The 19,001-nt window shown below is 46.8% G+C and carries 9 protein-coding genes; 8 read left to right on the forward strand and 1 reads right to left on the reverse strand.

The window, feature by feature from the left end; all coding sequences use genetic code 11:
• Positions 1-434 precede the first annotated feature (434 nt).
• Positions 435-2,975, reverse strand: a complete 2,541-nt coding sequence (locus DI53_RS12325; RefSeq protein WP_052072385.1) for a Kelch repeat-containing protein — start codon at positions 2,973-2,975, stop codon at positions 435-437.
• A 264-nt stretch (positions 2,976-3,239) separates the two neighbouring features.
• Here DI53_RS12325 and DI53_RS12330 point away from each other — a divergent pair, with 264 nt between their 5' ends.
• The 8 genes from DI53_RS12330 to DI53_RS12365 all read left to right on the forward strand — a co-directional run bounded on the left by DI53_RS12330 (position 3,240) and on the right by DI53_RS12365 (position 18,911).
• The gene (locus DI53_RS12330) at positions 3,240-4,709 is read left to right on the forward strand and encodes a glycoside hydrolase family 76 protein (RefSeq protein WP_037499847.1); all 1,470 of its coding nucleotides are present in this window, start codon (positions 3,240-3,242) and stop codon (positions 4,707-4,709) included.
• A 141-nt stretch (positions 4,710-4,850) separates the two neighbouring features.
• A complete protein-coding gene (locus tag DI53_RS12335) occupies positions 4,851-6,659 on the forward strand; it encodes a carboxypeptidase-like regulatory domain-containing protein (protein WP_037499849.1) in 1,809 nt (602 codons plus the stop codon).
• A gap of 2 nt (positions 6,660-6,661) precedes the next feature.
• The gene (locus DI53_RS12340) at positions 6,662-8,101 is read left to right on the forward strand and encodes a glycoside hydrolase family 76 protein (protein WP_037499852.1); all 1,440 of its coding nucleotides are present in this window, start codon (positions 6,662-6,664) and stop codon (positions 8,099-8,101) included.
• Between the two features lie 27 nt (positions 8,102-8,128).
• Positions 8,129-11,308 carry a SusC/RagA family TonB-linked outer membrane protein gene (locus tag DI53_RS12345; protein WP_052072386.1) on the forward strand — a complete coding sequence of 1,060 codons (3,180 nt, stop codon included), beginning with the start codon at positions 8,129-8,131 and terminating at the stop codon, positions 11,306-11,308.
• 42 nt (positions 11,309-11,350) lie between these two features.
• On the forward strand, positions 11,351-13,411 hold the full coding sequence (locus DI53_RS12350; RefSeq protein WP_037499883.1) for a RagB/SusD family nutrient uptake outer membrane protein: 2,061 nt from the start codon (positions 11,351-11,353) through the stop codon (positions 13,409-13,411).
• Positions 13,412-13,467: 56 nt separating this feature from the next.
• Positions 13,468-14,283 carry a DUF3823 domain-containing protein gene (locus DI53_RS12355; RefSeq protein WP_037499855.1) on the forward strand — a complete coding sequence of 272 codons (816 nt, stop codon included), beginning with the start codon at positions 13,468-13,470 and terminating at the stop codon, positions 14,281-14,283.
• Positions 14,284-14,304: 21 nt separating this feature from the next.
• Complete coding sequence (locus tag DI53_RS12360) at positions 14,305-16,485, forward strand: hypothetical protein (RefSeq protein WP_037499858.1); 2,181 nt, start codon at positions 14,305-14,307, stop codon at positions 16,483-16,485.
• 131 nt (positions 16,486-16,616) lie between these two features.
• Complete coding sequence (locus DI53_RS12365; protein WP_338056448.1) at positions 16,617-18,911, forward strand: GH92 family glycosyl hydrolase; 2,295 nt, start codon at positions 16,617-16,619, stop codon at positions 18,909-18,911.
• Positions 18,912-19,001 lie beyond the last annotated feature (90 nt).

Genomic DNA, 19,001 nt, shown 5'->3' on the forward strand with positions numbered 1-19,001 from the left:
TAAGCGACAGAGTTTTGGGTAATTTTGCCCCACAAAAGTACCGCCCCTGTCCCGAGCTTAGGGACAAAAGAGTAGTGCGTAGTGCGTATAGCGTAATGCGACAAAGTGCGACCCGCTACATAGTAGTTTCTGCTGTTAGATATTAACCTACACGCATGCGATTCCAAAAGGTCATAAACTCCTTATAATATTGCTTCCAATCTTTATTAACAGCAAAGTCGCCTCAGTTTTGTTGCGTCTGTAGAGATTTGCCTGAGCACGATCTACTAAGGATGCAACAAAAATAAGCGACAGGGTTTTGGGTACTTTTGCCCCACAAAAGTACCGCCCCTGTCCCGGGCTTAGGGACAAAAGAGTATTGCGTAGTGCGTACAGTTTATTGCGACAAAGCGAGACCCGCTATTAAATCCCAGAATATAATGACAAAGACTTTATTATTGCGTTACACGCAGCCACAGCTCTTCAAAACTCCTCCTATATTCTTCCCCCATTAAGCGGCGGTAGTTCTCGGCGAAGCGTTTATAGAACGTCTTGGCGCGAGATTCGAGCTTTTCCTTATACAGAGCGTAGAGCCCTTGCTCGAGAGCAAGCTCGTTTGTTGCATCCACCATAATTAATGCCTCTGCCGCACGAAATAACGAAGACCAGTCCTTATCGGCCCTACTTTTAGCCAGTTGCTTTTGGAAGTTGTCGATCAACATACTTTCGCTATCATGTTTGAATTTGTCGAAAATAGGATCGTCTATGCCCAGCAGAAATTCACCACGTTCCAGCATGTTTAAAATCTCAGGAGATAAGATCTCCGTACCGTTGGCAAGTAGATCCTGCAGGCGCCAATAATCGCAATAGCAAATCGATTCAACTATCACGCGGTAATGTCCCTCCTCATAGACGATTTCAATCCCATCCAGTTCGCTCAATACCTTTCGCAGGTTATTGATGGCTACGCCCCGAGAGGTCTTCGCTTTATCTTTCGGTTTGTCTGGCCAAAGGAGATGGGTGAGCAAATTGGAACTAATACCAGTATGGTGACTATGGAAAAGCAATAAACAGAAAACCTGTTGCAGCCTTGTGCTGAACAGATGCGAGACATCAACACCTCGCCGGTCCAACACCGTAAAGTCCCCGAAGAGGTTGATGCGGTTTACTTGCGGCTGTTCGTGTTGCTTTGCGGGAGGGGCGGTCAGCAGAGGTTCCGGATCGGCTTGCTTCGGGCGACGATACCTCACGTATAGGACGCCGCCAAGGCAAAGTACAGTGACGCCCAGTACGTAGAAACCGATATGGCTTCGGGAGCCGGAACCAGGAAAGGCATCCAGTTCAGCAGCACTAATTGCAGGGAAGTCTAAACTGTAAACCGTCAGCGTAGATCGTACATCGTCGTCTGACTCCTGCACCAGGGCCACCAATTTATTCAGGTTGGGGTCAAAATAAAGATTGGCGTGCGTGCTGATCCTGTCAGAATAAATAGGGATAGAGTCGCCTAGCACTTCATAGCGGCCATCTTGCAGGGCGAAGCGGCGCAGTTTAATAAAAGAGTGCGTTAAATGCTCGGGATAGCCGAGCATATAGATCCAGTTGGAATCCGGAATCACCAATCCCCGTGCAGGAACAAACGGACTATCCTTCCGATCGACGTCCCACAGCTTTTTGGTCGTGCCGCTTTTTGGGTCTAAACTATAGAGGTCATAGAAGTATTTACGGCCGACAATATGCTGTCCAGATTCATTGCCCATACCGCCGAAAATGTAGATTTTCTGGTCTACGGTAGATCGTCCTGCCGAGGTAAAATATCGCGGTAAAATAGAGTCTCCAACCATAGGCGCTGCCGACCATTGTTTATCCTTCAAGTCGTAACGTAGGAAATCGTTGCTGTAGACCATATTCCCATATCCACCGAATAGCATCAATTGGCGGCTATCGGGCAAGTATGCGACAGCATGGTGGTTTAGTTCGCGTTGCAGGTAGTCGCTGCTCTCTATTCGCCAACTAAAGTTGGCCAAATCTAAGCTTGCCACCGTGGGGCCGGTATAGGGTGTTGTATAATGCGTTTCGTAGATATAAAGTCTGTTCTCTTCAGGAACCATAAAACTGTTTCCCAGTTTGATTTCCACGGGGCAACGACTCGGAAAGCGGAGCTGCCGTTTTACCCCAGTCTGAATTTCGTAAATGGCTAACGAGTCTTGATTGAAGTAGTAAATTGTTTTTGTTTTAGGATCATAGAGTGTTCCTGAAGGTGTGGAAGAGTGCATGATCGTATTCTTGTGCCAATGGTACGCATCGTTCATCAGCCAAGTGCCATTTGCTACATTTCCCATGGGCTCCCCGGAAGCGCTATGCAGTTTATCCCCTTTGCTTTCCCGTAGGGGAAATACCATTTCCCGGTCGTTGTTGCCGATGCGGAAATTCCGTAAGGAGAACGAAGGCACATCAATCATGTAGTCGCTCCGCCCAAACGTAACATTGGCCGAATAGGGCGAACGGAGGGGCACCTTGGTAACCTGCGCTGGCTTACGCGCTATCTGCAGTTCGATTTGCCCTTTTTCTAGCTCATAGGCTATCCTTACCGGAAACCAGTGCTGCTCAATAAGCTGCTCCAGCGGAATACGCACAGTAATTAAATTGGCTTTACCCTCTTCGTTCAGCCGAAATACCGCTTGCCCATCTTCTTTTTCATAATGCAGATTGATGATAGAACCCTGATCATCCTCTTTTATCCGAACGATGTAACCCATCGTGCTGTTATTGGGCACATGGAGATCAAAATTAATAGCAAATTGATCTCGAAAGGTAAACGCGTCCTCGGAAAAAAAATTAGCCGAGGTCCGTTTTTCAATAGGTTGGCTACTTCCGGTAAAGCGGATACCTTGTCCCAAAAGATTATTCGACACAAGCAATAAGGTCGTTAAAATAGAAAGGAAATATATAAAATACGGTGTTCGATCGGCGCGCATGTCTAGACTTATCATCGTCATAAATAGGCTTTACAATTTATAACTACATGCAAAGGTAGCTAATATTATATGAAAATAATTACGCCCAATAGGCATATCAGGCGACTGTCCTGCTCTGCAACCGAAAGTCAAAAACGATCAAAAATAGGGGGTTAATGCTTTTTTTTAGGGGTTAATTGTCTTTTTTAACCCTAGTTTTAATCCTACCTCCGCTATTTTGTTTGTGAAATGTGTCGGAAGACCATTGCGCCAATTTAAATTATTATAAACCTTATTAGTTTCAGAATGAAGTTTTTTTTTAAAGCTCTTTTGTGCAGCATACTGTATAGTCTGGTCTCGGCGACAACGGTCTTATCAAGATCGACGACAAGCACGTTACTGATCACTGCCAGCACCAACTCAGGTGCAGTACATGTGCCAGTAGTAGCTGTTCAAAACCTGGAGCGTGCAATAGGACTTGTTGATGTGACCATAGCATCTTATTTTAATCCCCAAACGTTTGAGATGCGGCGCTTCTATAATCCTGTCACAAAAGCTAAATCGAATGAGCGTGCTTCGGTATGGATGTATACGGCCGGCATCGAAGCTATTAACGCCGTTCTTCATGCACTTAAGGCCGCAAAGGAAAAGGGAGATAGCAAACTTTACGATCTTCATTATGCGCGCTATGTGAAGTTGCTGGACAAAATTTACGCAGCGGCAGATTATTACTTGGGTACTTTTGAGCTTGTTTCCTATACACAGACGAAGACATGGTCGGTGTATGCGGTAGATCGCGTTAAGCAAAAAGGCCAGGCAAATGTTACGGGTGTCCTCAATGTGTATGACGACCAGATGTGGCTGATCAGGGAGTTGTTGGATTCCTACAAATTAACCGGAAACAAGAATTTCTTGGAGAAAGCGGAATATCTGACTGCCTACGTGCTTGATGGTTGGGACGTGACGCGCGACAGCAATGGTAAAGAGAACGGAGGTATACCTTGGGGGCCTGGCTACACCACAAAGCATGCCTGCAGCAATGCGCCATTGATAAGTTCATTAGTTTGGTTGCACGAACTTTACAAAGGCAAATCCGATAAAGTAGAGCATCGCTTTATTGATGCGCAAGACCGACAAACGCGGCGTACCGCGCAGGTCGAGAAACAACAATACTACCTTCAATATGCGCAAGCTATTTATGAATGGCAAAAGAACAACCTGCTCAATACAAATGGTGTATACGCCGATATGATGGGCGGTTGCGTTCCGAATTGCGATATCCGCTACGAAGAATCGGGCGGCAAGCGCTATCGCGCAAATACTCCTTTGACAAAAGCCGTGGGAAAAGCGCATTCCTATAACAGTGGTACGATGTTGTCTGGCGCGGTAGACCTGTACCGTGTAACGAAGGCGGAACGATATGCCAAAGACGGTAAAGAACTAGCTAAAAACAGTTTCCGGCAGTTTGCCATCTTGGGAAAAGACGTTCCGCAATATTACAGCTTTGAGACTAGCGGTTTTAGTAACTGGTTTAACGGTATTCTTTTGCGTGGCTACCAAGAGGCTACGGTGCTAGACGCTGGCATCAGCAATTACCTGATGGCTTTTCAACGCAATCTGGATTATGGTTTCGACCGTTTCCAGCAGGATGGTTTTCTACCTACGAATTTATTGAAAGGTTGGACAGACGAAAAAGAACAACAGGGCGTGGAAGGCATGTTTATGTTTACCTACGCCGCACAATATGCTGTATTAAGCAAACACCAGTTGCAATGAAATCTGTAAACTTCACCAAGCCTCAATGAAAACTACTAGACTATGAAAGTATCACCTAAAGAATATTAAACCCACATATACCTAAGTAAACCAAAACAGAATAAACCAATAAAATACACTGACCTTTTAAAAATTAATCGGATGAAAAACCTAAAAAAATTAATCCATGTGGCATTGATCGCTTTTGTGGTCCTGCTACATATCGGCTGTAAAAAAGAGCAGGGGGCTCTGGACAACCGACGTGGCCAAGTGATCGGTACCATTACCGATGCCGATGGCGACCCTATTTCCGGCGTAAAAGTTACGCTTTCCGGGATCAAAGAAGAAGATCAGGTAGCCACAAGTGGGACTGATGGAAAATATGCCTTTAGCGAGGTAACCTACAGAACGCATGCGGTTACCTTTGAAAAAGATGGCTGGATGGCCGTTGGCCTTACCGTAACGGCGGCCGGTTTTGATGAAGCTGGCATGGCAACGGTTGATGTGGCGATGGTTAGCGCTTCTGCCCAGATTGTCGGAACCGTGACGGATGCATTGAATGCGGGCCAACCATTAGCTGGAGTAACGGTCTCCATTGGTACCGTTGGTGGAACCGTAACGACGGATAGCAATGGACGATATGTTATTCCTAACCTCATTGAAAATAATTACAGTATTTCCTTCACGAAGGGTGGATATGTAAGTATTGCACAAGCGATCTCGGCTACTGATTTTGTGGACGGTGTGGTTACTATCGACGTCCAAATGGGGGGGCAAGAACTTCTTCGAGGGTTGACGGCAACCGATTTACAAAAAGCGGAAAAATGGTATTATAACGAGTATCGCGGTGGAAGAAATGCGGATGCTTATCCACATTGGGATTGGGCTTGTAACTACATGAGCACACTGAATTTTAGAGGGGCATGGCAGGAACAGAATGAAGGAACGACGATACAGATTCGCAATAGCGGAGATGATAGAAGTAATCCTGCTGACACGGATGTTTTTGATTCGTTCGTCTATGGTAGCAAGTTGATCACGGAAGACAACAAAATCCTTTCGTTGCGTGCTCAGACTCATAATGCAGATGCCGCAGCACCGGCTTATTTCGGCGTGCAGGTGATCGACCTGAGTGCGGCACAGCCAAAAGCAGAAAAAGTGGGCAATACGCGTACCCATGCCGGAGGTTATGCGGATTTTGACTTTGATCTAAGTGCGTATGTCGGTAAGGAAGTGATCATTGCGGTGGGAATCTATCGGCAGTCGACCGGAGACTATTGGAAACAACTTGTTTTACGCGCGATTCGATTTGCTGACAGAAAGGTCGTGAACTGGGATTGGTTGCCAGGAACAGAGGTTATTACGGGGTGGAAGCTTTCGCAAGAAACCGCACGGTCCACGATGCCGCACGTCAAAAAATCATTCACAGGACTTAGCCCTATAAGCGGTAACCGCGATAACTACGTGGATGCCTATCGCGCTTGGAGGAATGTTGCCCATGTCGGTGCCGAATGGATGTTTATGCCGTTGAAAAAAGATCCTGAAGTCTTCCCTTCCGAAGGTTATATCATCAAAACACGAAACACGCCGGAGGTAGATACGAAAGTTCCAGAAGCCTACCTGTATGCTAAATTTTCAATTGCATCAGGAAGCAATCGCCTAGCGCTCAGTACGCGTAATTTCGGAAGCAACTTCACTTATTTCAAATTGACAGCGATTGCCAACGATGGCACCGTAACACATCTTTCACCGGCCGCTAATACTGCGCAGCAGGCATCTGCCGCCAACGATGGCTGTTGGCGCTTTAAGCATGGCGATGGTGGTGCCGGTAACCCAGAAGGATACGCCGTCTTTACCTATGACCTATCTGCTTTCAATGGAACCGATGTCACCCTAGCGCTTGGCGTATACAATGGAGAGGCAAATACAGGAGAGAATAAACTGGTTGTTCACACTATTAAAATAAACTAAAGATGAAAAAAACGATGATGATCGTGATGGGAAGCTTGCTTTGCTTGTTCATCTGTGCCTGTGACAAGGCGAAAAACGATGAGGAGACGCCGCCGTCTGAAGATACAAATCTGGCAAGCCGGTCGCTCACCCGCGCTATGGAGATAACTGATAATGCGCTCACGGCCTATTTCTCGGGCAGTGGAATGACTATGGCAAGGTATTACAATCCTTACACCGAAAGGCGCTCGGCCGAGGTGGGAAGTGTATGGATGTATACTAGCGCCATTGAGGCTGTTACGGCGATTTTGCACACGCTGGAAATGGAAAAGGAAAAAGGAGATGCGACGCGCTACAATGCCAATTTTAGCCGCTATGAGCAAGAACTTATGAAGCTCTACGACGGGGCCGAATATTATTTGGGCACATTCAACCTGACATCTTATACCGGAACCAAAGAATGGACGGTGTATGGCGTAAATCGCGGAAGTTCCAAGGGCGGTGCGCGTGTAGAAGGCATTGAAAATGTATATGATGACCAAATGTGGCTGATCCGTGAATTTTTGGAAGCCTACAAAGTGACCGGCAACGCGGAATTTTTAAGTAAAGCCGAATACCTGACGGAATACGTGCTTGATGGATGGGACTGCACCATTGATGCAAATGGAAACGAGGTAGGCGGTATCACTTGGGGGCCGGGCTATGTGACGAAACATGCTTGTAGTAATGGACCAATGGTTAGCCCATTGGTTTGGTTGCACGAACTCTATAAAGCAAAACCTGACCAGATAACGCATCGTTACATTGATGGAACTGATCGCAGAACCCGGCGACAAACACAGATGAGCAAAGCGGACTACTACCTGATGTTTGCTAAGAAAATCTACGATTGGCAGAAAAAGGCGTTGCTTCGTCCCGATGGTGTTTATGACGATATGATGGGCGGCTGTACGCCCGGATCTCCTCAATTGGAACAGATCAACGGTATTAGCTACCGCCGCGGCATTACCTGCCGGGATAGAGTGGGGCCAGCAATTACCTACAATAGTGGTACGATGTTATCGGGTGCGGCCGACCTCTACCGCGTCACACAAGATGGCAAATATCGGGAAGATGGCGCCGCTTTAGCCAATGCTTCCTTCTCGTATTTCGCAAAAAAAGGAGTTAACGTTGCCGATTACTACACATTTGATATCAGCGGGTTTAGAAACTGGTTTAATGGCGTGTTGATGCGCGGCTATGTAGACCTTTATCCATCCCACAAAGAGTCCGATGCATACATCGCAGCGTTTCAGCAGAATCTAGACTACGCCTACGAGCAACATTTCCACAATGGGCTTTTGCCTACAAACTTACTGGTCGGATGGAACCGCGATCGGGGCAAGAACGATACAGAAGGTATGTTCACCTTCGCCTTCGCAGCAGAATATGCGGTTTTGTCAAGATATGAACTCACAAAATAGCTAACCAATAGCGTAAAGAAAACCTATATGATCAAGAATTTAAAGATGGAAGTGCGCATATTGATGCACACGATATGGTTTGTACTGCTCCTCCTCCCAGGGCTGTCTATGGCACAGCAGGTGAGTGTGACGGGAAGAGTTACAAGCCCAGATGGACAAGCCCTTGCGGGCGTATCCATAGCAGTGAAAGGTGCGTCGCCACAAATCGCGACCAGCACGGATGCAGACGGAGCGTACAGCATTCAGGCGCCGCAGGGCGCTGTGCTGCACTATTCTTTTGTGGGATTTGTCAGCGCAGAAGAGCCCGTAGGCGCACGAAGCCGTATTGACATCGTTCTGCAAGCGGATGAATCATCCCTGGAAGAGGTCGTCGTTGTCGGATACGGAACACAACGAAAAGTCTCCCTCACAGGGGCCGTCTCCAACATTAAAGGAGATGAGATGAGGCGCACCAAAAATGAGAACCCGCAGAACATGCTGACCGGGCGTATTCCCGGCGTGCGGGTGTGGCAGCGAAGTGCCGAACCGGGATCGTTCAATAATAGTTTCGACATCCGGGGACTGGGCAGTCCGTTGGTCGTGATAGATGGGATACCTCGCACCACAGCAGACTTCCAGCGCCTTAATCCCAGTGATATAGAAGATATATCGGTGTTGAAAGATGCCTCCGCCGCGATCTATGGGGTGCGGGCAGCGAATGGTGTGGTGCTCGTCACCACGAAAAAGGGAACCAAAACCGGGATGACAAGTGTTTCGCTGAACAGCACCTATACCTTTCAACGACCGTCGGGATTACCAACCCTGGCCGATCCATACGAATCGATGACGATCGAAAATGAAAGGGCTCGGAATAATATTGCATCGCCTTTTAGTATCATTTATCCAGAGAGCTGGTTTGAAGATTTTAGAACAGGCAAGCGGCGTACAACGGATTGGACATCCCTTATTTTTTCTGACTATTCTCCGCAGACACAGCAGGATCTTAGCATTACAGGTGGAGCAGAAAAATCGCAATACTATGTTGGCGTAGGGCACCTGTATCAGGAAGGCTTTTTTAAATCAGGTGATTTGAATTACAGAAAAGTAAATCTTCGATCAAATATCAGTGCCGAGGTGATGAAGGGGATGAGTTTTGACCTCAATTTGAGCGGCGTCGTGGACCAACGTAATAGCCCTTATTCTAGTTCTGCGGATATTATTCGTAATTACTGGCGGCAGGGGGTACTCGTTCCAGCCTATGCAGATCCAGAGAATACTATGCTCAACTATGAAGGATTGGATCTGGAAGAAAATACAGTCGCGAAGATGACTGCCGATATTTCGGGTTATCGTAAAACCGGACAGAAACAGCTTCAATCGTCTGCGAGCCTGAATTACGATTTCGGCGTTGTCAGTGATGCGCTAAAAGGCCTTTCCGCAAAAGCACTGGTCAGTTATGATTACCGGATGGATAATAATAATATCAATAGGAGAGAATACTATCAATACGCTCTCGATCCAGTAAGCCAGTTGTATGTGCCCAAATTGTACAATATCAGTTCGCCGAACCAGATACGCAGGGAAATGTTTGATAAACAACAAGTGCTTGGACAGTTTATTGCAAACTACAACCGCGAATTTAATGGCCTACATCAGGTGACTGGTCTCTTGGGAGGGGAAGTGCAAAAACAAACTGGAGATAACTTCTTTGCGCAGCGTAACCTTGCTTTTGCTATGGATTATCTTTTTGCCGGTGTGGCACAAGACCAACTGGGTGGCATGAGCAGCTCATTGAATGATATATATGAGACAGCCAATGCCGCAGTTTTCGGAAGGGCCAACTACACGTTTGACAACCGCTATATAGCGGAGGCGCAATTCCGTTATGACGGTTCTTCCAAGTTTCTTCCAGGTCGTCAATGGGGATTTTTCCCATCTGCATCTGTGGCTTGGCGTATCTCCGAGGAGCCTTTCTTTAAAGAGTGGTCGGCGCTTTCTTTCGTGAACCAGCTAAAGCTCCGCGGAAGCTACGGCGTATTGGGAGACGATGGTAGCCTCCAATATGATTGGGCAACGGGCTACGACTATCCTGCGACATCTAGTAACGCAGGTAGCGGATACTATGCGCAGTACGCCCCTGGATATATGTTTGGGAATCAATTTATTTATGGCGTGTCAACCCTGCCTCTACCAAATCAGATGATTACATGGTTCACATCCAACACCTTAAATTTCGGTATGGATTTCGAAGGATGGAATGGTCTTTTCGGCTTTGCTGTGGATTATTTTGAACGCGAGCGTAAAGGGCTTTTTGCACGCCGTACGGGTGACCTTCCGACGGTGATCGGTGCGACCGCCCCACGCGAAAATCTCGATAGCGACAAGCATTTTGGGATTGACCTTGAACTTTCGCACCGCAATAAGATCGGTGAGCTATCCTACCGCATGAAAGCGATCGGAACCATCACCCGGCAGAAGCACCTCGTAGGCTCCGAGAAAGGACCTTGGGGAAATTCTTACGATCGCTGGCGCAACGACAACCTAAACAACCGGAATCAGGGTATGCAGTTTGGGTATCAGGGGGCAGGACGTTACCTGGATTGGGATGATGTTCGCAGTTTTCCGATATATAAAGGTAACCAAACCTTGCCGGGCGATTACAAATACGAAGATTGGAACGGCGATGGGGAGATCAATGGGTTAGATATGCGGCCACTGTTTTTTGATAGCACACCATGGTTAAACTTTAGTTTCAGTTTTGATGCCAATTACAAAAATTTCGATATGAACTTCCTTTTACAAGGAACGGCCTTAGGCTCCATGCAGTATCTGGAACCACTTCGTGCGATCTGGGGTACCAATGGTGGGGGAATACTGGAGCAGTATACCGATCGTTGGCATACGGTTGATCCGCAGGCCGACCCTTGGGATCCTTCGCAGGAATGGGTTAGCGGTTATTATGGCTTTACGGGAAACTATCCAATAGAGACCTCGACATTTAATCGGGTGAGCACAGCATATCTACGACTAAAAAGTGTGGAACTGGGATACACCTTGCCCAAATTTAGACCTTCCTCCACAATGAACCTGCGGATATTTGCGAATGCCTATAATTTGTTTACCATAACCGGTGTAAAGTTTGTCGATCCGGAACATCCAGAAGATGAGTTGGGACGACTCTATCCGTTGAACAAAACGATCACCGGTGGCCTGTCACTTACCTTTTAATCCCATTGTGTTATGGACTATTTTATGTTAAAAAACAATCCTATGAAAAAAATATATCAGCTCACGCTGGCTATTTGTGTCTTCTTTGCCTCGTGTTCGAATTTTTTAGATATCCCGCCGAAGAGCATCATTGGTGATAACGACTTGTTCACCAGTGAATCAGGTGTGGAGGTGTATTTGGCAAGAATGTACAGTAACATGCCCTTTGAAGATTTCAAGTACATGGCGCAGTGGGGGGTGGAATTTAATGGATGGCTCGCTTCGATGGGCATTGAAGGAACAGGTGAAGCGCTAAACCGTGACGGAATTAGTTCCGCATTTACCGGCGAGCGAACACCTTATTGGGGCAGGGCCATGACGCTTTTACGGGACGCAAATTACCTCATCGAAAATCTTCCTCTTTATAAAGATGCATTTCCCGAAATTACCTACAATCACTATTTAGGCGAAGCCTATTTCGTTAGAGCATTTGTGTTCAATGCAATGGCCAGAAGATTCGGCGGTGTGCCGCTGGTGACCAAAGTGATTCCGTATCCGGCAGAGCAAGCCGAATTGGAAGTGCCACGCGCCAGCGAGGAGGAAACCTGGAACCAGGTGCTTGCCGACTTTGATCAGGCGGCAGCATTACTGTCTCCCGCAAGTCCGAAGCGCGGCTATGCGAATAAGTATGTAGCGTTGGCATTTAAATCAGAAGCCATGCTCTATGCCGGGAGTGTAGCCAAGTATAATGAAACGGTACCGGGCCGCCTTACTGGACTGGGGGAGAAGACCGGCGTACGGGTTATCGGCTTTGCCGAAAATTCCTGGCAAGCGGCGTCGAAGAAATATTTTAGAGAGGCCTACCTGGCGGCAAGGGAAATTATGGGTGCAGGAAAGTATGCACTTTATAAAAAAAGATGGGCAGCAAACGATGCGGAAGCACAATACCAAAATATGGTAGATATGTTCAGCGACGTTGAAAGTCCAGAAAACATTTACATCAAAGAATATACTTTTCCTATATCCACACACGGATACGATGCCTATAGTGCGCCTTTTATTTTCAAAGCTCCTTTGGCCTCAGGGACATGTCCTACCCTTGATTTTATAGAACTCTTTGAAGGCTTCAACCGGTATCCGGATGGTACCATTAAGGTGACGACCGGTAACTCCAATACGCAAGGCGATTATCTGCTTTATGACAGCCCCATGGATTTTTTTAGAAATGCCGAGCCTCGATTACGGGCATATGTTATTTTTCCCGGCGACCGGTTCAAAGGTAGAGATATTGAAGTACGCGCAGGTGTTTACACCGGTGCCGTGCCGGTGAAGCCGCTTTTCAATGACTATTCCTATCAAGCGGCGGAAAACAGGTATCAAAACCTGAATGCTTACCGAGCTAGCCCCAAAACACTCTTTTTAAGCCCAAGAGAAGGAAATGCGCAAGAAGTGGTGGATTACAACGGTACACAAATAACCGCCGCCGGCGCCAACGGACCGTTCTACGATAATGGTGAAGGAAGTCTTACAGGGCTGTATGGCCGAAAATGGTTAAACCCTGACCCCGCTTTCGTTGCAGCAGAAGGAAGATCAGATCAACATTTTGTGTTGATGCGTTATGCCGAAGTCTTATTGAATGCTGCGGAGGCAGCTATTGAACTTTCGCTTGCCGGAGAGGCATCACCTGATGGATCTGACCTGATGCAGGTGGCTACACAAGCGGTCAACGATATTCGGGAGCGGGCGGGAGCGTCCTTGCTTTCAGGTCTACTTGCACCTACCGAAAGCGGACGGAATACCATTCGCAAGGAGAGACGTAAAGAGTTGGCGTTAGAGCACAAATCTAAATGGGATATACGACGCTGGCGTGTGCAGCACTATGAAGGACGGAATGGCTTCTGGGGAGAAAATAGAAACAAAGACGCATTTAGTAATAATATCCGCTATCGTTTCCGTGGGCTTTACCCTTTCTTTTCGACTAATAGTGGGAAATACTTTTTCGATGCGCGATTTCAATGGGTGAGTTTGAAAACCTTTGAATACAATGTAATCGACTATTATTTTTCTATTCCAGGCGGAGAAGTTGCTAAGAGCAGTGTGATAGACCAGCAACCTAATAGGTAGTAAACGGAGTAGTTGCTGATTACGAATAAATTGAACAAAGAAAATCTAAAATAATCATGAAAAAGACAAGCATTTTTATATCATTAACATCTGTTTTCTTTTTGGCTTCCTGTAGTTTAGTTGAGCTGGATAACTATCCAGCTCCAGCCGAAACATTGCAAGGCGAAGTGGTGGATGTCGCTACCGGAAAACGCGTGCTAACAGATCAAGGAAGTGAAGGCATCCGGGTGCGTCTCATCGAAACCAGCTGGGGCGATAATGTGACGCCTAATCCAGATTTCTTCTGTATGCCAGATGGAAGCTTCCAGAATACGAAAATTTTTAAGGGGACGTATAACGTCCAAGTAGATGGCCCGTTTATTCCTTTATTGCGGGAGGATGAGCGTGGAGTGCCCATTGCAGATGAAACAAAAGACATCGAAATCGAAGGGGTAACCAACGTTAAATTTGAGGTGCAGCCATTCCTGAATGTGGAATGGGTGGGCGAACCACAGGTGGTTAACGGCAAGATACAGGCGAAAGTTCGCGTAAACCGAGGGGTTACGGAAGATGAATTCCGTCAAAAAATAGAGCCCATGGGAGGCTACAGTAGCAGTTTCCAAAACGTTACCGATATACAACTTTTTGTAAGCTATTCCTCGTCAGTAGGTTATCGGGCTAGGGATGAGCGATGGACGAACGTTATTAATTATACCGGATCGGCTTTTAATAGTTTGCTTGGCCAAACCGTGACAATCGAATCGCAAGGCACGATTCCGGCTGGCCGGATTGTTTTCATCCGCGCAGCGGCACGCATCAATTACGATACGCCGGCGGGAAGCGGCACAAGGCGCTATAACTATACGGATGCAAAAGAAGTATTTGTAAACTGATAGCTTGAAAATCGAAATGGCATGACATACTGGAAAGCATATATAGGAATTGCTTGTGTGCTGGCAAGCGGATCGCTCTCGGCACAGCATAAAACTGATCAGGTTAAAACTACCTTTCAGACCTCGCGAGAATGGCGTCCTACAATCGATAACCGCGCCGATGCAGTGATGATTTACGGCGTAGGCGGGAATCCTTCGGATAAGCATAAACGCTTGCCGTTTGCGGAGCGTGTAAAATCGTGGAAAGATCGGGGGTATACCATTCATTTTATGACGGGTATCGCCTGGGGCGAGTACCAAGATTATTTCACAGGGCAATGGGATGGGAAATGGCATCTGGATGAAGGGCAGGTAACGCAAGCGCAAGACACGATCTGGCACGGGCATATGGTGCCATACATCGTACCTACCGATAACTTTCTTGCCTATCTGAAAGAACGCCATGTCAAGCCGGTGATTGACGCCGGAATTGACGCGATATTTATGGAAGAACCGGAATTCTGGGCTCGGGCAGGATACAGTGCAGCCTTCAAGCGGGAGTGGAAAAAGTACTACGGTTTTGACTGGCGTCCGCAGCATGAATCTCCAGAGAATACCTATCTATCAAACAAGCTTAAATACCACCTCTACTACAAAGCCTTGGAGGAGGTATTTACCTTTGCCAAGGCATACGGGAAGAGCAAAGGCATGGATGTAAAATGCTACGTCCCTACGCACTCGCTCGTTAACTATGCGCAATGGATGATTGTTTCCCCGGAGGCGAGCTTGGCTTCTTTGCCGGTCGTGGATGGCTATATTGCACAGGTGTGGACAGGAACATCCAGAGAACCCAACTATTTCAATGGAACAGCGAAGGAGCGGGTTTTTGAAACAGCGTACCTAGAGTATGGTTCCATGGCGTCCATGACGGCGCCTACGGGACGAAAGATGTTCTTTTTAACCGATCCTATCGAAGACCGCGCAAAGGATTGGGTAGATTATAAAATCAATTACCAGGCAACCTTCGTGGCGCAGTTGCTGTATCCACAGATCGCCGATTACGAGGTGATGCCATGGCCCGAGCGTATTTACGAAAGTCTGTATCGCACTAACCCAAACAGCGATGAAAAGCAGCGAATACCGCGACATTATTCCACGCAGATGCAGGTCATGATCAACTCTTTGAATCAAATGCCTTTAAGTGATAATAAGCTGACGGGTAGTGAGGGCATATCGGTACTAATGGCCAACTCGCTAATGTTTCAACGCTTTCCAACACACGCCGGGTATGACGATCCACAGTTAGCAAACTTTTACGGCCTTACACTTCCTTTCCTGAAACGCGGTGTACCTGTAAAGACAGTGCATATCGAGAACTTAGGTTACAAAGAAGCGCTGACAGATACGAAAGTGTTACTGATGACCTATGCAAACATGAAACCGTTGGATCCGGTCGCACATGAACAAGTAGCCGCTTGGGTGAAATCTGGCGGGCAACTGATTTACTGCGGAACTGATAAAGACCCTTTTCAGACGGTGCAGGAGTGGTGGAATACCAAAGGCAATACGTATCAAAGTCCTGCGGATCATCTTTTTGAAAAAATGAGCATTCCTTTTGGCGCAGCCGAAGGTTTGTATCCCTTTGGTAAAGGCACTGTGCAAATTATACGGGTAGATCCCAAAGATTTCGTTCTGAAAACAAATAACAGTGAGCGGCTGACGAAGATGACCCAAGAACGCTACCAAGCAGCTACTGGGCGTGCGTTAGCGTTCAAAAATCACTTCTATTTGCGGCGTGATCCTTTTGAGTTGGTCGCGGTAGTGGATGAAAGCGTGAGCGATGATAAATACAGTATTGCTGGAACTTTGATCGACTTGTTTGACCCGGAACTTCCGATCTACCGCGAGCGATCTATCTCGCCTGGCGAGCAAGCCTACTTTTTTAACGTTGACTTAATTAAAGACAAGCAAAAGCCACAAGTGCTTGCCGCTGCTAGTCGGGTGTATGACGAAAAGATCAGTAGATCCAGTTATTCCTACGTCGCCAAAAGTCCCATAGAGACCACTAACATTTCCAGAATACTACTGCCCAAAAAGCCGAAAAGTGTACGGGTCAATAGCGCCGAGGTATTTGATCAAGGAAAATGGGATAGTGTATCTAACACTTATCTGCTGGGATTTGAGAATGATCCCGAGGGCGTTAAGGTAGAATTTTTATGGTAAATTTACCGGTTATAAGTTCGTCTAATTGCAACTAAATCGATAAACTTGCAATGCCTTCGTTAGAGAAATATAACGTGGTGAATACAACATAGATCCGCCTGCTGGCGCATCACCCTTGAAAAACAAAAACTATCTATATGAAGAACAATTCTTTTTTCCTGTTTGCATTAGTATGGATGCTGTCTATCCAACAAGTTGCCGCACAATCGCCCGAACCGGTAGATTACGTAAGCACATTGGTGGGGGCCCTATCTAAATATGAATTGTCCACAGGAAATACCTATCCCGCTATTGCCCGTCCCTGGGGAATGAACTTTTGGACACCCCAGACTGGTAATATGGGTGACGGATGGGTGTACACCTATTCAGCTGACAAGATTAAAGGCTTTAAACAGACACATCAACCCAGCCCGTGGAATAACGATTACGGCCAGTTTTCGTTGATGCCGATAACAGGGAAGCCGGTATTCGACCAAGATGCGCGGGCCAGTTGGTTTTCCCATAAAGCGGAAATTGCAAAACCCTACTACTACAGTGTGTTCTTGGCAGACCACGGTATAACCACGGAATTTAGTCCGTCACAGCGGGCTGTCGTTTTCCAATTTACATTTCCGGAGACCGATAGTGCCTATGTGGTTATTGATGCTTTTGACAAGGGCTCTTTCGTGAAGCTGATCCCCGAAGAAAATAAGATTATCGGCTATAATACACGCAACAGTGGGGGGACACCTGATAATTTCAAAAACTATTTTGTAATTGAATTTGACCAACCGATGGATAGCTATTTTTTAGTGGATAATGGAAAACTGAAAGCAAAAGAAGGACTCGAAATAACTACGGATCATGCAGGAGCCATTGTTGGGTTTAAAGGGTTGAAGAGAGGACAGCAAGTAACGGCGCGAGTCGCTTCGTCATTTATCAGTTTTGAGCAAGCCTCGCTTAACTTAAACGAGGTGCGTGAAAAATCGCTGCAGCAGGTTGCAGATGAAGGGCGTGCCGCATGGAACGATGTGCTTGGACGCGTGCAGATTAAGGATAACAATCAAGAACGCTTGCAAACATTTTATTCCTGCCTTTACCGTTCTACGCTGTTCCCGCGCGACCTTTCTGAAATAGATGCTGCCGGAAACCGGGTGCATTATAGCCCATATAACGGAAAAGTATTACCTGGTGAAATGTTTACCGATACCGGTTTTTGGGATACATTCCGCAGCTTGTTTCCGCTGTTAAACTTGCTCTATCCATCGATGAACGATCGTATGCAGGAAGGTTTGGTCAACGCATACAAAGAAAGTGGTTTTTTACCAGAATGGGCCTCTCCTGGACATCGCGCATCCATGATCGGGAACAACTCGGCTTCTGTAGTGGCTGATGCCTATCTTACCGGCAGGAAGGGCTACGACGCTATGCAGTTGTGGGAAGCAGTGCAATGGGGAGCAAATAACGTGCACCCTAAAAATACTTCTACAGGAAGATACGGGCATGAGCTGTATAATAGCTTGGGCTATATTCCTGCAGATGCGGGCATTTCGCAGAATGCAGCCCGGACATTGGAATACGCCTATAACGATTGGTGCATATACCAGTTTGGGAAGGCGTTGGGACGACCGGATTCGGAAACGAAGATGTATGCCCAAAGAGCCCTCAATTACAAAAACCTTTACGACCCGACCACAAAGCTTATGCGTGGGAAGAATAAAGACGGCACCTTCATCAAAAATTTTGACCCAAGCGCTTGGTCCGGTGAATTTACAGAGGGCAACTCTTGGCACTGGAGCTTTTGCGTATTTCATGACCCACAAGGGTTGATCGATCTGATGGGTGGTGACAAAGCCTTTACCGCGATGTTGGATACGGTGTTTGTGGTACCTAGCGAAGAGGGAATGAAAAGCCGTAGCATGATCCATGAGATGCGTGAAATGCAGATCATGAACATGGGGCAGTATGCGCATGGTAACCAACCCATACAGCACATGCCGTATTTATATAACTACTCGGCAGCTCCCTGGAAGACACAAGCCAAGGTGCGCGAGATTATGGATAAACTTTATTCTGCGGGTCCGGATGGCTATTGCGGAGATGAGGATAATGGACAAACTTCGGCTTGGTATGTGTTTTCTTCCTTGGGTTTCTATCCTGTTGCACCCGGGTCTGGTGAATACATCTTAGGATCACCCCAGTTTGATGAAGTGACCGTGAAACTAGAGAATGGGAAAAAAATAGTTATCACGGCAGAGAATCAATCCAAAGGGAATGTGTACGTCGATCAGCTGCGTTTCAACGGGAAAAAGCATACGCAGAACTTCCTTCGGATCGAAGATTTGTATAAGGGAGCTAAATTGAACTTCAGCATGTCTGCAAACCCCAACTTGTCTAGAGGTACGGCAGCTGCGGACAGACCGTATTCTTTTTCGCGTGAACGCTAAAAGTAGGTGATGAAGGAAGTAGTATTTGATGCTAGAACCAATGTAAGAACAAACAGCGTCAATATGGAATAATATTTAACGGTTGGGGTA

The sequence above is a fragment of the Sphingobacterium deserti genome, from assembly GCF_000757725.1.
GTDB lineage: Bacteria > Bacteroidota > Bacteroidia > Sphingobacteriales > Sphingobacteriaceae > Sphingobacterium > Sphingobacterium deserti.